Below are 15,592 nucleotides of genomic sequence, written 5' to 3'. Positions count from 1 at the left end.
GTGATTTTGAGTTAACTTTTTAGGGATAATAACCACGAAAGTTGAATTTCAAACCTTTTCTATTGAATTAAATTAAATTAAATTTTATGTCTCAAAAAGATATTGATCCGCAAGAAACTATTGAATGGTTAGAAGCTTTTAGATCTGTTGCCAGGGTTGAAGGGCAAGATAGAGCTAAGTATATCTTGCAAAAATTAATGGATATGGCCCATGAAGATGGTATGAGATTGCCACAGGGTGTTAATACAGCTTATTTAAATTCAATTCCAGTAGAAAAAGAAACTGAACTTGTTGTTAAGCATGATATTGAACATCGAATTAAATCGATCATACGATGGAATGCAATGATCATGGTCGTTAAAGCAAATCAAGTCTCTTCTGAACTTGGTGGCCATATTGCATCATTTGCATCTAGCGCCACACTATATGAAGTTGGTTTTAATCATTTCTATAGAGGTGGAAATTTAGATCAGGGAGCAGACCTAATATTTTTCCAAGGCCATATTGCACCTGGTATATATTCAAGAGCCTTTCTAGAGGGAAGAATTACTGAAAAGCAAATGCTTAACTTTAGGCAGGAGGCTAATCAAGAAGGATTATCATCCTATCCTCATCCATGGTTAATGCCAAATTTTTGGCAATTTCCTACGGTATCTATGGGGCTAGGGCCAATAATGGCGATATTTCAAGCGCGTTTTATGAAATATCTTCAGCATCGAGAAATTATTAAAACCGATAAAAGAACCGTTTGGGCCTACATAGGAGATGGTGAAACAGATGAGCCTGAGTCTCTTGGTGCCATATCTTTGGCAGGTAGAGAAAAGCTGGATAATCTTATTTTTGTTATTAATTGTAATCTTCAGCGTTTAGACGGACCTGTTCGAGGAAATGGTAAGATCATTCAAGAGCTTGAAGGAATGTTTCGAGGCGCTGGCTGGAATGTAATTAAAGTTATTTGGGGTAGGGGTTGGGATAAATTAATTGCCAATGATACTTCTGGCCTTTTAAGGCAAAGAATGGAAGAAGTTGTTGATGGAGAATATCAGGCCTATAAAGCAAAAGATGGTGCTTATGTTCGTAAGCATTTTTTTGGAAAGTATCCTGAAACTCTTAAGCTTGTTGAGCATATGTCTGATGACGAAATTTTTGGGCTTACTCGTGGTGGTCACGATCCAAATAAGGTTTTTCAAGCTTACAAGTCAGCTAAGGAGCATAAGGGGCAGCCTACAGTTATTTTGGCAAAAACAGTCAAAGGCTACGGAATGGGAGAGGCTGGTGAAGGACAAAACACTACCCACAGCCAGAAGAAATTAGGTGTTGATGCACTAGTTCGTGTTGCTCAGAGATTTGATATTCCTGTTACTAAAAAAGATGCAGAAGAGCTTAATTTTTATAAGCCTGCTGAAGATAGTGAAGAGCTTAAATATCTTAGAGAGAGGCGTGAAGCTTTGGGCGGATATCTACCAGTTAGAAGTTTTGAACTGGAGTCGTTTAAAATACCAGAATTAAACGTTTTTGACCCTCTACTAAAATCTACTGATGAAAAGGAAATATCAAGCACAATGGCATTTGTGCGCTTCCTATCACTATTAATACGAGATAAAGAGATTGGTCCAAGAGTTGTTCCCATTGTTCCTGATGAGGCTAGGACTTTTGGAATGGAGGGTCTTTTCAGACAAATGGGTATTTACTCTTCTTCTGGTCAGCTCTATGAGCCAGAAGACTCTGATAAAGTTATGTGGTATAAAGAAGATATTAAAGGCCAGGTGCTTCAAGAAGGAATCAATGAAGCTGGAGCAATTTCTGACTGGATTGCTGCTGCAACATCCTATGCTTCTCATAATGTCACAATGATTCCTTTTTATATTTATTATTCAAAGTTTGGTTTTCAAAGGGTTGGTGATCTTGCGTGGGCTGCTGGAGATATGCAAGCCAAGGGTTTTTTGATGGGTGGTACTGCTGGAAGAACGACACTTGCTGGTGAAGGTCTTCAGCATCAAGATGGGGATTCATTGATTGTTGCTAATACTATCCCAAATTGTGTTTCCTACGATCCAACTTATGCGTATGAATTAGCAGTTATTCTGCGTGAAGGCATGCGCCGAATGTATGAGAATATGGAAAGTGTTTTTTATTACATAACACTTATGAATGAGAACTATATTCATCCTGCTATTCCTAAAGGCGCTGAAGAAGGAATTATTAAGGGAATGTATCCCTTAAAAGTAGTAGGAAAATCCAAAATTGAAGTTCAATTATTAGGAAGTGGTGCTATTCTTAGAGAAGTTGAAAAAGCAGCTGATATGCTCGCAAAAGACTGGGGTGTTATGTCTCATGTTTGGAGTGTTACTAGTTTTAATGAGATTACAAGAGAGGCTCAAAAAATTGACCGTGAAAATTTATTTAGTACAAGTAAAAATAAGAAGGTTCCATATATAACTCAGTGCTTAAGCAAATCTTCTGGCCCAGTAATTGCTGCTACAGACTATATGAGAAATTATGCAGAGCAGGTTCGTAAGCATATACCTCTTCATTATGAGGTATTAGGTACAGATGGATTTGGTAGGTCAGATTCTCGTAAAGAACTTAGATACTTTTTTGAGGTGAATGCAAATTATATTGTTTTTGTAACATTAAAGGCGCTTGTTGATGATGGCTTGCTGGATTCAAAAATAATTAAAAGTGCTATTAAAAAACTTAATATTGATGTTAATAAGTCAAACCCAATGTATACATAAAAAACGATGAATACCAACGAGTATCTCGAGCAACTTAGGTCAGGAGTTAAGATGAATTTTTCTGATTTTACTAATCTCATTGATCAAGAATATGAGTTTTTAAATGTCGCTTTTACAAATAGTGATCTTGTTAACTCGAAAGAAGAAAATCAAGGCTCTGCAAAGGTTTTCTGTTTTGGCTTGATGCATTCTCTTTCTGAATCAGATACGTTAAGATGTTTTGGTGAACATTATCAATCTGTTATTGATGAGTCAGAAAATCATAATTCCCATTTAAATATTCGCAGATTCGTTAGTAATGGCTGGAAGGGGATTTTAATCAATCAAAGTGCACTTAAGCCCAAGAAGGAATTTGAGCGGTGATATGACTGAGAGTGCTAAATATAATAATGGTATTTATACTGTCTTTCTTAGCGCCTTCTTAGTACTCTTTCAGATTGGATTATATTTTGTTTATATTCCTTGGAACGCTGAAAGGCTTCAAATAACTGAGGCGGAAATTGGTATTGGCCTTCTGGTTTTCGGTATTGCAAATTTAATAGGTAACCAAACATCAGGGAGATTAATTGTTCCAAAAATTGGAACTAAAAATGCCATTACAATTGGTTTACTTGGTATTTCGTACCTTCCATTACTATTAATACTATCACCAAATTACTTCTGGTTTTTATTGGCTTTTGTGCCATTTGGTTTTTTTGTAGGTTTTTTTAGTCCTTCTGCGCAGTCACAAATATCAATGATTGAAGAAAAGACTTCTAGAGTCATTACGCCTTTATACCACGCAGCATTTAGCTTTGGCTCATTAGTGGGAGCTATTACTGCATTCTTTACAATCAAGTACATTGAAAGTGTAAGTTTAATTTTTTCTATATCTGGATCAATGCTTGTTTTAGGAGCACTAATAGTATTTAAGTTTGGACTCTCAAAAACATTTGAAGATTTAAAGAAAACACCAAGATTTAAATTTCCAAAAAAATCAATACTAATTTTTGGCTTTTTAATGATGATGAATTATGCAACCATGGGCATAATTCTTGATTGGTCTGCTTTATGGTTAACAAAAGATTTATTAGTACCTCTTTTCTTAGGAGGAGCGGTTATAGTGGCCTTTAATGTTGGTGAGATTTCTGCAAGACTAATCGCCTCAAAAATGATTAATAAATATAGCGAAAAATTAGTTGGTGGTTATTTAAGTATTATTGCAGGCATAATACTTTTCTTATCAATATTGACGTCAAATTTTTATGTAATTATTTTTGGAATGATACTATTCGGTTTTGGAACAGCTAACTTTATAGCAATTATTCTTAGGCAAGCTATCAGGCTGACAGATGAGCCTATATCTTTAACTGTTGCTAATCTTATAACTATGGGATTTGCTGGCTTTATTTTTGGACCAGCATTGGTTGGTTATTTAGCTGAATATATTGGATTGACCTTTAATATGTATCTCTTAAGCTTGGTATGGGGGCTTAATGGTTTAGCCCTTATAATCATGATGAGGCGAAATCAGGCTATTGTTTAGTATCTAGAAAACTCATTGCTTTCATATTCTCCCTTAATAAACTCTAAAATTCTCTCTTTTAAGGTAATTTAATCCAAGTTAATAATGTGGTGGCTTATCATCAGTCACTTCAGATTGTTCAGGCTGTGATTCAGATTGATTAATTATCTTTTCATTAGTTTCTTTAATTTGATTAGTGAGTTTTTCAATTTTTTCACCTTGACGGAAAATAACCATATTAAGTTCATCGAGCATATTTTGAAGATATGATATTTTTTCTTCTAGTTCTACTAGTTTATTATCTGACATAATTTATTATATTCAATAAAAAAGCCACCTTTCGGTGGCTTTATTTAATTACTTATCAATTAAAGCCTTTCTAGAAAGTTTAATTCTTCCTCGGTCTATCCCAAGAACTTTTACTTCAATTTCTTGACCTTCTTTAAGGTGATCTTCAACTTTTTCAACTCTTTCATGTGCAATTTCAGATACATGAAGAAGCCCATCCTGATTAGGCATGATTGTAACAAAAGCGCCAAATTCGACTATTTTTGCTACCTTGCCCATATACACTTTGTTTAATTCAGGAACTGCAGTGACATCTTTAACCATCTGAACTGCTTTTTCAAAGCTTTCAGTATCATTTGCAAAAACATTAACATTTCCTTCATCATCAACATCAACGCTAGCGCCCGATTGGGCAACAATGCCTCTAATAGTCTCGCCACCTTTACCAATTACATCACGAATCTTATCAGTAGGGATTTTGATAACTTTAGTTTTAGGAGCATTTTTTGATGCAGCATTAGGCTCAGAAATAACTTGGTTCATTTGTCCAAGAATATTAAGTCTTGCTTCTTTAGCTTGCTTAAGTGCAATTGACATAATATCTTCAGTGATGCCATCAATTTTGATATCCATTTGAAGTGCATTTATTCCTTTTGATGTTCCAGCAACTTTAAAGTCCATATCGCCAAGGTGATCTTCATCACCAAGAATGTCAGTTAAGACTGTAAAACGATCTTCATCCTTAACAAGACCCATAGCAATTCCAGCAACTGGAGCTTTAATTGGAACACCTGCATCCATAAGTGAAAGTGAAGAGCCACAGACACTTGCCATAGAACTAGAGCCATTAGATTCAGTTATTTCTGAAACAATGCGGATAGTGTATGGAAATTCTTCAATACTTGGAAGACAAGCTGCTATTCCTCTGCGTGCCAATCGACCATGGCCAATTTCACGACGTTTAACGCCCATTACACGACCTGTCTCACCAACACAGTAAGGAGGGAAGTTGTAATGAAGCATGAAGTGATCTTCAATTCGGTCATTTGATTCAAGCTTTTCAATAAGTTGTCCATCTCTTTTTGATCCTAGAGTTGTAACAACAAGGGCTTGAGTTTCACCACGCGTAAAAAGTGCTGAACCATGGGTATTTTCTAATACACCTGTTTCAATTGCTAGCTCGCGAACCGTTGAACTATCTCTTCCATCGATCCTTGGCTCACCTTTTAAAATACGCTCTCTAACAGTTGATTTTTCAATTTTTTTAATATAGTTTTTAACGTCATCAGAGCTTGGTGAATCATCAGCATCACTAATAAACTCTTCAAGGGCAGCGTCTTTAATCTCACCCATTTTTTCATAACGCTCCATCTTGTCAACAGTCTGATAAGCTTCAGAAATTTTACTTTCGAATTTAGATTTAATAGAAGACATTAGAGATTCATCCTCAGCTGGTGCTTCCCATTCGCGAGGAGACACTCCTACCTCTTTTGCAAATTCAGCAACACTATCAATAACTACTTGAAACTGCTCATGTGCAAACATAACAGCTGCAAGCATTACGTCCTCTGAAAGCTCACTTGCCTCAGATTCAACCATTAATACAGCATCTTTGGTTCCAGCAACAACCATATCAAGCTCTGAAGTTTTAAGTTCAGTGTATGTTGGGTTAATAATGTAGCTTCCATCTTTGTAGCCAACGCGAGCTGCACCAATGGGCCCTTTAAAAGGAACACCGGCAATTGCCAATGCTGCAGAAGTTCCAAGCATTGCTAAAATATCAGGATCTACATTTTTATTTGCAGAAATAACCTGAATCATAACTTGAACTTCATTCATGTAGCCATTTGGAAATAATGGACGAATAGGGCGGTCAATTAAGCGAGAAGTTAATGTCTCTTTTTCACTTGGACGTCCTTCTCTTTTAAGAAAGCCGCCAGGGATTTTTCCTGCCGCATAAGTCTTTTCAATATAATCTACTGATAATGGGAAAAAAGATTGGCCTGGTTTGGCTTCTTTTGCTCCCACAACGCTAACTAGTACTTGTGTATCATCCATGCTAGCTAAAACAGCTCCATGAGATTGCCGTGCAATTCTTCCTGTTTCAAATGTGATTTGACTATTGCCAAACGTAAAACTTTTTTGAACTATATTCATGTCCATTGCGTTACTCCAATAAAATAAAAAATGATTTATGGTTTAACGTAATAAGCTTTATTTAAAACATACCCAATAGGTACGCTTGAGATAAAACTTACCAAAATCCATAAAACAGTTGAATTATCCCCTAATTTTTTTTCTCAAATGTACTAAATTTGCCTGTTCTCATTGAGGATTAATGCTATGGAAGCTTTTAATAATGAAAACTAAATTTAAAATTTTTGATTAGTTTTATGTAGATTTTTCGATGAGAGATAATGATACTAATCGCTCTGCTAGAGCCCTATTTTTATTGCTTAATTGAAGTTTTCTTGTATTGGAAAAACTAACGACTAAGTCTTCGTCTATATCTCTACAATTAAAGACTTCACCATTAATGAATACTCTCAATTCTTGATTGATAAATTGGTATGCTATTCTGCATATTGGATGTAGCTGATACAAACCTAGTTCTTCTATCTCTTCTTGAGCATAGTAGGCTCTGATTTCATTAAATTTTTTTTCATCCTCAGGATCGAGCTTGGTTACAAAGCACCCAAAGAAGTCTTCAGGCAGCGTATTAATTTTTAAAAATCTTCTCGATTGCTCAATTACTGATTGAGTAATTTCAGCTGGATTCATATTCACTTCCCATTCTGGGTCTTTAAGATAGGCATCAATCTTATTTTTAGGTAATTCAAGTGAACTCAGCATTTCATTATTTAAGTATGATCTGTAGCCAATCGAGAGCGTTATACATTCATCATCAAGACTTATACCATGATGAGCCACTTTAGGAGGTATGTAGACGATGTCTCCAGGTTCAGCCTCCCAAGTTGTTTCTTTAATAAAATTTTTCATTATTCGAAGTGGGGTATCTTTTAAGTAATTTTCAAGATTGCAATCAGTTGTACTTATTGTCCATTGCCGCCTTCCAAGCCCTTGAAGTAAAAATACATCATAATGGTCGTAATGAGGTCCAACGCTTCCACCTAATGCTGCAAAAGATATCATTACGTCATCAAAGCGCCACCTTGGAATAAAATCAAACTCACTAATAATCTGATAAGCTCCACTTATGTATCTGTCAACACCTTGAACTAAAAGAGTCCACTTGTTATTTGGAAGTTGCTCAAAGATTTTTTCATCAAACGGCCCTTCTTCTACGTCCCATTTATTCATTGAAATTGATCCAGTCACAATTCTAGATTCAAATTCTTCTTCACAAGAAAGCCCTGCAATTTCATCAGGAGATAGAGGGCTTATATAGTTTGGAAGGGCGTTTTTAATTAGAAGTGGTTTTTTTTGCCAATACTCTTCTAGAAACTGTTTTTTAGAAATTTGGCCGAAATGAATCATTATGTTCCTTTTAAATTATTGATTAATTATCTATTAACATAAAGCTTGAATACAATAAATTATCTTTATTGGTTGTATATATAATTATTTTTATAATGAAAATTAAATACTTAGTGTGTGATGATAAATAAAAATAAATTATCAGCTATTATTAATATGGATAAGCATCCAATTAATAGCTCTAATTATAGGGTTGAGTGTAAAAGAAAATTAGATAATGAAGGGGTGCTTGTTCTTACAGATTTTCTTTTAAAGGATACAATCAAAAAAATTCTTAAAGAGGCCAATAAACAGGAAGATTTGGCTTATTACTGTGTCAACAAACATAATGTTTATTTAGAGCCTTCAGATCCTAGTTTTCAAGACAGTCATCCAAGAAATAAAACCGTGATATCTTCGAAAGGATGTATCACAGATAATCAAGTTCCAAGTGACTCTTATTTAAGGTTTCTTTATAATTCGAAAAGTTTTAAAGAGTTTCTTTGTGAAGTTTTAAGCGAAGAAGCATTGTATAAATATGATGACGAATTATCTTCAATAAATATTCATTATGCTAAAGAAGGACAGGAGCTAGGTTGGCACTTTGATAACTCTTCTTTTGCGATTACATTGTTAATACAAAAGCCTAAATCTGGAGGGAGATTTGAGTATATTCGTGATTTTAGAAACTCTTCTAATAATGAAAATAATTATGATCAAGTTTTGCAGTTATTAGATAACAAATGCTTTCCTAAAAAATTAAAAATGGAAAATGGTTCACTCGTTTTATTTCGGGGTAAAAATGCTATTCATCGTGTAACTCCGACAGAGGGTGACTTGACAAGAGTTTTGTCAGTTTTAGCTTACAATTCTGAGCCTGATGTGAAACTTTCAGAGTCTGCAAGAATGACATTTTTTGGTAAATTACATTAAGTATTATGACTACTAATCAAAAAGGATTGAAGCATTATGATAATTTAGATCTCTCTAAAAGTAAAAATGAAGACGAACTTTTAGGGGTCTATAAAGACTGGGCTCTCCTTTATGATAAGGATAACGATGATTTATTAGGCACAGTATCACAACCTAATGCTGTCCAAATTTTTCATGAGCATATCAAAGATTGTAAACTTAAGATAATAGATGTTGGTTGTGGTACTGGGCTAGTTGGGCTAGAGCTTCAAAACCTTGGTTTTTCAAATTTTGATGGAATTGATATTTCTCAAGAAATGATTGATATTGCTCAAGGCAGGGGGTACATCTCTCTTTTTCTCGGTAATTTAAATAAATCACTCCCTATCGATTCTAATAGTTATGATGCAGCTCTTTGTGTTGGAGTCTTTACTCATGGACATGTTGGTCCAGAAAGGTTTTCTGAATTGGTAAGAATTGTTAAAGCTAAAGGAATAATTTGCTTCACAATTAATGAAGATGTTTATGAATCGTATGGTTTTGATATTGCAATTAAGCATTTAGAATCTGAAAATATTTGGGAGATTTTAGATATTAAGAAGCATGACTATATGGTTAAAAAAAATGTTAAAGGTATTTACTGTGTTGTTAAAGTAACTTAACTGCTATGAACTTATTTAATTAAAATACATTCTTTTTAAACATTTTAGTAATTCAGTAATGAAAAAGACATTTAAATTGGTTCACCCTAAAATTAAACCAGCTAGACTTATTGAGGCAGCTCGACGTGACATTAAAAAATACTTAAAGAGAGAGAATAGGAAATCACTTCCTGATGATTTTGATTGCTGGAATTTTGATTGCAAGTTTGGCCCTTCAGCAGATAAGGCTGAGGTTATTTTATTTTCTGAAATAAGCAAGTGCATCAGTGAGGTAGAAGCAGAGAGCTTGAAATCATTTTATTTGGAGATTCTTGCTAAACCAGGCTACAAGAAAAATTTCGCTAAGCTTAAGCCTTTAGACGAAGAATAAAATTTTTACTCTATTGATGGTAGTTTGGCGCTTCCTTAGTAATTGAAACATCGTGAACATGAGATTCTGTCATACCTGCAGCAGTAACTTGAACGAATTGAACCTTTGTTCTCATGGCTTCAAGGTTTTTACAGCCAGTATAGCCCATAGATGATCTTATGCCTCCAACCATCTGATGAATAATAGGCCTTATAGACCCTTTGAAAGGGACTCTTCCTTCTATACCTTCGGGAACTAGTTTTTCAGCTGCAAGTTCGGCTTGAAAGTATCGATCTGACGAGCCATGAGCTTGACCCATCGCACCAATTGAGCCCATGCCCCTATATGCTTTATAAGATCTTCCTTGAAATAGTTCAACCTCTCCAGGTGACTCTTCGGTTCCAGCAAGCATAGAGCCAAGCATAACGCAGTGAGCACCAGCAGCAAAGGCCTTAGCTGCATCACCAGAGAAGCGAACACCTCCATCAGCAATTACTGTGACATTGGTTCCTTTAAGGGCATCAGCAATATCAGAAATTGCGCTAATTTGAGGCACTCCAACGCCTGCAACAATTCTAGTTGTGCAAATACTTCCTGGTCCAATTCCAACTTTTACACTGTTAGCGCCTGCTTTAACAAGATCTAAAGCTGCTTCTGCAGTTGCAATGTTTCCAGCAATAATTTCTAAATTAGGAAAGTCTTTTTTTGTCTTAATGACGCGATCGATTACGCCTTGTGAATGACCATGAGCCGTATCAATAACTATTACATCAACACCAGCCTTAACGAGCGCACTAATACGATTTCCTGTTCCTTTTCCAACACCAACTGCTGCTGCAACAATAAGTCTCTCTAAATCATCCTTTGCAGCTTTTGGAAAGTCACTAGTTTTCTTTATATCACTAACGGTAATCATCCCACCTAATTTAAATTTTTTATCAGTAACTAAAACTCTCTCAATGCGGTGTTTTTGAAGAAGCTTACGGACAGTTTCCATAGAGGTGCCTTCTGTAACAGTAATAAGTGATTTCTGAGGAGTCATTACATTTTCAACAATCTCATCAAGACGAGTTTCAAATAAAACATCACGACTGGTAATGAGGCCAACTAAGATGTTATTTGAGACAACTGGTAATGCTGAAATACCATGCTGAGCTTGAAGAGCAAAAACATCTTTAATGCTAGCAGATGGATCAATACTAATAGGATCTCTAATGATTCCTGACTCAAAACGTTTTACTTTTCTTACTTCTCTAGCTTGCGCTTCAATAGACATATTTTTATGAATCACTCCCATACCACCTTCTTGAGCCATTGCAATAGCAAGTTTACCTTCAGTAACTGTATCCATTGCAGCCGAGATTATAGGTGTATTCAACGTTATTAGATTGGTAAGCTTTGATGTTAAGTCAACTTCTTTTGGAAGAACTTTAGAGTGAGCAGGAACTAGTAATATGTCATCAAAGGTGAGTGCTTTTTTTAATTCTTTCATTTAGTTCTCCTAATTTTTTTTTAGTACCGTCTTCTATTAAGAAGGCCAGGGATGATAAAACCAATTATCATCCCAAAGAAAAGTACTATTGCACCAACTATAAACCAATTTCTAGAGCTAGTGTCTTTTTGAATTTGAGTGTTATTTTGAGCTAATTGAAGCTCTGTTTTTAGTTGAAGTTTTTCTTGAATATGTTTCTCATTTTCATGCTCTAGTTTTAAGGCATCTTGATAAATTTGTTCGATATGATCCTTTTCAGCCATCGATTTTGAGCTCTGAATAACTAAGTCTGAATTTTCTTGTTTTAAAGTAAAAAGTTCACCCTCTAACAATTCTTTTTCACTACTAAGTTTGGAAATTAATAGCTTATTAGCGTTATAAGTTCTAGTAAGTTTTTTAAGTTCTTCACGAGCAGGAGGTTCGTTTGATATATAAAAAGATTTAATCCAACCAATAGTTTCATCAAACTGAACTTGAGCCCAGCCATCTTCAGTACTTTGTAATAAAGAAAGTTCGGTTCCAGATGGAAGTAGGCGAATTATATTTTCACCAAAGTTTTGATCCGCTCGTATTGGAATATCTAGTTTGTCAGTAATATAAACAAAAGATTCTGCACTAACTTTAAAAGTTAGAAGAATGAAGATCAAAATTGTTGATATATATTTAGTCATATTTGATTTTATCAGTATTCTATCTTGCTGAAATTTTTTAAAATGTTTTTTCCATGATTTTTCAATGAATTACACTGTATTTCATAGTAAAGAAATTTTTTCAAGTTGCGACTCCATGTCTTGTAATGCCTTGTCAACAGTAACAAGTTTATCTTGTTCTTTTTTAACTACAGCTTCAGGGGCACCAATTATAAATTTCTTGTTATTTAGTTTTCCTGAGAATTGAGCTTTAAGTTTTATTAATTTATCAATTTCTTTATTAAGCCTATCTTTTTCAGCATCTTTGTCGATAAGACCCTCTAAAGGAATTAAAATTTTCATTTCTCCAACTAGTGTAATTGCAGACTCAGGCTCTTCTCTATTCGCCTCTATTAGTTCAATACTGTCTAATTTAGCAAGGGTAAAGATGATTGATTTATTATTTTGAATGTAATCTTTGTCTTTGGAATTAAAACTCTTGATAAAGCATTGCAAAGGCCTTCCAGGAGAAATATTCATTTCGCCTCTGATTTTTCTAATACCTAAAATAAATTCTTTCAGCCACTCAACCTCAGATTCTGCTTCATTATTAAAAAGAGCCTTTTCAGGTTCAGGAAAAGCCTGCGAAATAAGTTTTTCATCAGAGCTAGTGTGAAGCTTTTGAGATTGTTCAAAAATTTCTTCTGTTATAAAAGGGATGACTGGGTGCAGTAAGATTAAAGTTTCTGATAGAACTTTCAAAAGAGTCGCTTCACAGCCTTGTTTTGTCTTACTATTTTCTAGTAATGGTTTTGAGAATTCTAAGTACCAGTCACAATAGTCATGCCAAACAAATTCATATAGAGTTTGACTCATCAAATCTAATCGATAATCAGCCAAATGTTTTTCAACTTCAATTTTTGTGTGCTGAAGCCTGGATAGTATCCATTTATCTTGGTTAGACAACACAGCATTAACATTAATTGATTTAGATTCAAGATTTATCAGGACAAAGCGTGAAGCATTCCAAAGTTTATTGCAAAAATTTCGATAGCCTTCAACCCTTTTTAGATCAAATTTAATATCTCGACCAAATGATGCTAGAGCAGCAAAGGTAAAACGTATTGCATCAGTTCCAAAGGCGGGAATCCCATCAGGAAACTCTTTTTTAGTTTGTTTTTGAATTTTTTCAGCTAATTTTGGTTGCATCATTCCTTGAGTTCTTTTCTCAAGAAGATCATTAAGTGAAATGCCATCAATCAAATCAATAGGATCTAATACATTTCCCTTTGATTTGCTCATTTTTTGGCCATTGCCGTCCTTAATAAGACCGGTAATATAAATATCTTTAAAAGGCACGTCTTTAGCAAATTTTAGCCCAAACATAATCATACGAGCTACCCAGAAAAATATGATATCAAAGCCAGTAACAAGAACGCTAGTTGGATAGAAGCGAGATAATTCAGGGGTTTTTTCTGGCCATCCTAGAGTAGAAAAAGGCCATAATGCAGAAGAGAACCAAGTATCTAAAACATCTTCATCTTGCTCTAAATCAACTCCAACTCCAGCCTGGGCTTGAGCTTCTTCTAGGTTGTTTGCAACATAGAACTTTCCTTCCTTGTCATACCAAGCAGGTATCCGGTGTCCCCACCAAATTTGACGGGAAATACACCAATCTTCAATATTATCCATCCAGTTAAAATAAGTCTTATTCCAATTTTCAGGAACAAATCGAATGTCACCGTTTTTTACAGCATCTATAGCAGGCCCTGCTAAAGGCTTAACTTTGACAAACCATTGGTCTGTCATGTAGGGCTCAATAATGCTATTAGTTCTGTCACCCCTTGGAACCATAAGAGTGTGCGGATCAATCTTTTCAATTAAATTTTGACTTTCAAGGTCTTTAACAACCTCTTTGCGTGCATCAAAACGGTCAAGCCCTTGATATTTATCAGGAGCGTTAATGTTTATGCTGGCTTCATCAGTTAATATATTGATAATTTCAAGGCTATGTCTTTGTCCAATTTCATAGTCATTAAAATCATGGGCAGGGGTAATTTTTACACACCCTGTTCCAAATTCCATATCCACATAGTCGTCTGCAATAATTGGGATTTTTCTGTCAGAAAGAGGAAGGCTTATAAATTTTCCAATAAGATGCTGGTATCGAGCATCTTCTGGATGTATTGCAACCGCTGTGTCTCCAAACATGGTCTCTGGTCTTGTTGTAGCAACAACTAGGACTTCATCTGATTTTGCAACTTGATATCTGATATGCCATAAAAAACCTTGCTCCTCAGTACTGATGACTTCCAAATCAGATACTGCAGTTAAAAGAACAGGATCCCAGTTAACTAGTCTTTTCCCTCTGTAGATTAGGCCTTCATTATAAAGGTCAATAAATACTTTTTGAACTGCCTTAGATAGAGGTTCATCCATTGTGAAACGTTCTCGCTCCCAGTCAACTGAAGCACCTAAACGCCTCATTTGGGAAGTTATAGTGCCGCCAGATTTAGACTTCCAGTCCCAGATTTTTTCAGTAAATTTCTCACGGCCTAGGTCGTGCCTAGAAGTATTCTCAAGTCCAAGCTGTCGTTCGACTACCATTTGAGTTGCAATGCCTGCATGATCTGTGCCAGGTTGCCACAGGGTTTGTTTGCCTTTGCTTCGATTATATCGAGTGTAAACATCCATAATTGTGTGCTGAAAAGCATGGCCCATATGAAGGCTACCAGTTACATTTGGAGGAGGTAGAACGATGCTGTATGAATCTTTACTTGCAGAATTTGCTTTTGAAGAGAAGAGGTCGCCTTGTTCCCATAAATCGCGATATTTTTGTTCGATTAGCTCTGGGTTGTATGTTTTTTCCATGAAGGCGAAGAGTCAGATATAACTTAAATATTATACAATAATTACTTGAGTCAAGATAAGGCTTTAAGGGCTAGTTAATCGTAATCTTTCCGGCCTGAAAGAGCGTGTGCAATTGTATTGATATCTGTGTATTCAAGCTCACCTCCAAGTGGTATTCCGTGAGCAATTCTAGTTGTCTTTACTTGATATTTTTTAGCTAAATTATGAATATAATGGGCAGTTACTTCACCTTCAATTGTTGCATTAGTTGCTAAAATTATTTCACTAACATCACTTTTACTAAGAAGTTCCTCTAATTCATTTAAACCTAGTTCACCTGCGCCAATACCATCGATTGGTGAAAGATAGCCACTAAGCACAAAATACTTTCCAGTGTAGACACCGCTCTGCTCGATAACATGAATATCTGACGGGGTTTCAACAACACATAGCTGAGAGTTATCTCGTGAAATATTAGAGCAGATTTCACAAATATTTTTTTCAGTCAAAGTTCGACATTTTTCACAGTTTTTAACATTTTCCATGGCATCTGTTAGGGCTTTGGCAATTTCTAATCCTCCTGGCCTATCCCTTTCTAAAAGATGGTAAATAAATCTTTGTGCAGTCTTTGATCCAACACCTGGCAATTTACTGAAGGCTTTGTTAAGTTTTTCAATCATAGTTATTATTT

Annotated in this window: 13 protein-coding genes; 6 read left to right on the top strand and 7 right to left on the bottom strand. The window is 35.2% G+C overall.

Going from position 1 to position 15,592, the window contains the following annotated elements:
• Positions 1-86 precede the first annotated feature (86 nt).
• The 3 genes from aceE to ABXT49_RS05345 are packed head-to-tail and all read left to right on the top strand — an operon-like array spanning position 87 to position 4,263.
• A complete protein-coding gene (gene aceE / locus ABXT49_RS05355; RefSeq protein ID WP_416650985.1) occupies positions 87-2,738 on the top strand; it encodes a pyruvate dehydrogenase (acetyl-transferring), homodimeric type in 2,652 nt (883 codons plus the stop codon).
• A 6-nt stretch (positions 2,739-2,744) separates the two neighbouring features.
• Positions 2,745-3,101 (top strand): HopJ type III effector protein, encoded by a 357-nt coding sequence (locus tag ABXT49_RS05350; RefSeq protein ID WP_416650983.1) that lies wholly within the window; start codon positions 2,745-2,747, stop codon positions 3,099-3,101.
• Between the two features lies 1 nt (position 3,102).
• On the top strand, positions 3,103-4,263 hold the full coding sequence (locus ABXT49_RS05345) for an MFS transporter (protein ID WP_416650981.1): 1,161 nt from the start codon (positions 3,103-3,105) through the stop codon (positions 4,261-4,263).
• A gap of 78 nt (positions 4,264-4,341) precedes the next feature.
• Here ABXT49_RS05345 and ABXT49_RS05340 read toward each other — a convergent pair whose 3' ends face one another.
• From ABXT49_RS05340 to ABXT49_RS05330, 3 genes are all read right to left on the bottom strand, one after another.
• Positions 4,342-4,551 (bottom strand): SlyX family protein, encoded by a 210-nt coding sequence (locus ABXT49_RS05340; protein ID WP_416650979.1) that lies wholly within the window; start codon positions 4,549-4,551, stop codon positions 4,342-4,344.
• Positions 4,552-4,599: 48 nt separating this feature from the next.
• Positions 4,600-6,693, bottom strand: a complete 2,094-nt coding sequence (gene pnp, locus ABXT49_RS05335; protein ID WP_416650977.1) for a polyribonucleotide nucleotidyltransferase — start codon at positions 6,691-6,693, stop codon at positions 4,600-4,602.
• Positions 6,694-6,921: 228 nt separating this feature from the next.
• Entirely contained in the window at positions 6,922-8,028 is a 1,107-nt protein-coding gene (locus tag ABXT49_RS05330; protein WP_416650976.1) for a cupin domain-containing protein, read from the bottom strand.
• A gap of 120 nt (positions 8,029-8,148) precedes the next feature.
• On the opposite strand from ABXT49_RS05330, the gene ABXT49_RS05325 reads away from it, so the two are divergent.
• The 3 genes from ABXT49_RS05325 to ABXT49_RS05315 are packed head-to-tail and all read left to right on the top strand — an operon-like array spanning position 8,149 to position 9,951.
• Positions 8,149-8,940 (top strand): 2OG-Fe(II) oxygenase, encoded by a 792-nt coding sequence (locus tag ABXT49_RS05325; RefSeq protein ID WP_416650974.1) that lies wholly within the window; start codon positions 8,149-8,151, stop codon positions 8,938-8,940.
• 5 nt (positions 8,941-8,945) lie between these two features.
• Positions 8,946-9,581 carry a class I SAM-dependent DNA methyltransferase gene (locus ABXT49_RS05320; RefSeq protein WP_416650972.1) on the top strand — a complete coding sequence of 212 codons (636 nt, stop codon included), beginning with the start codon at positions 8,946-8,948 and terminating at the stop codon, positions 9,579-9,581.
• A gap of 58 nt (positions 9,582-9,639) precedes the next feature.
• Complete coding sequence (locus ABXT49_RS05315; protein WP_416650970.1) at positions 9,640-9,951, top strand: DUF6172 family protein; 312 nt, start codon at positions 9,640-9,642, stop codon at positions 9,949-9,951.
• Between the two features lie 10 nt (positions 9,952-9,961).
• Here ABXT49_RS05315 and guaB read toward each other — a convergent pair whose 3' ends face one another.
• From guaB to recR, 4 genes are all read right to left on the bottom strand, one after another.
• Entirely contained in the window at positions 9,962-11,422 is a 1,461-nt protein-coding gene (gene guaB, locus ABXT49_RS05310) for an IMP dehydrogenase (RefSeq protein WP_416650968.1), read from the bottom strand.
• A gap of 20 nt (positions 11,423-11,442) precedes the next feature.
• On the bottom strand, positions 11,443-12,093 hold the full coding sequence (locus ABXT49_RS05305; protein WP_416650966.1) for a TIGR04211 family SH3 domain-containing protein: 651 nt from the start codon (positions 12,091-12,093) through the stop codon (positions 11,443-11,445).
• A gap of 81 nt (positions 12,094-12,174) precedes the next feature.
• Complete coding sequence (locus tag ABXT49_RS05300; protein ID WP_416650964.1) at positions 12,175-14,922, bottom strand: valine--tRNA ligase; 2,748 nt, start codon at positions 14,920-14,922, stop codon at positions 12,175-12,177.
• Between the two features lie 74 nt (positions 14,923-14,996).
• Entirely contained in the window at positions 14,997-15,581 is a 585-nt protein-coding gene (gene recR / locus ABXT49_RS05295; RefSeq protein WP_416650962.1) for a recombination mediator RecR, read from the bottom strand.
• Between the last annotated feature and the right edge of the window lie 11 nt (positions 15,582-15,592).

Source organism: Candidatus Pseudothioglobus sp. Uisw_086 (assembly GCF_048085745.1).
Taxonomy (GTDB): domain Bacteria; phylum Pseudomonadota; class Gammaproteobacteria; order PS1; family Pseudothioglobaceae; genus Pseudothioglobus.
This window is presented reverse-complemented; position numbering and strand designations above follow the sequence as displayed.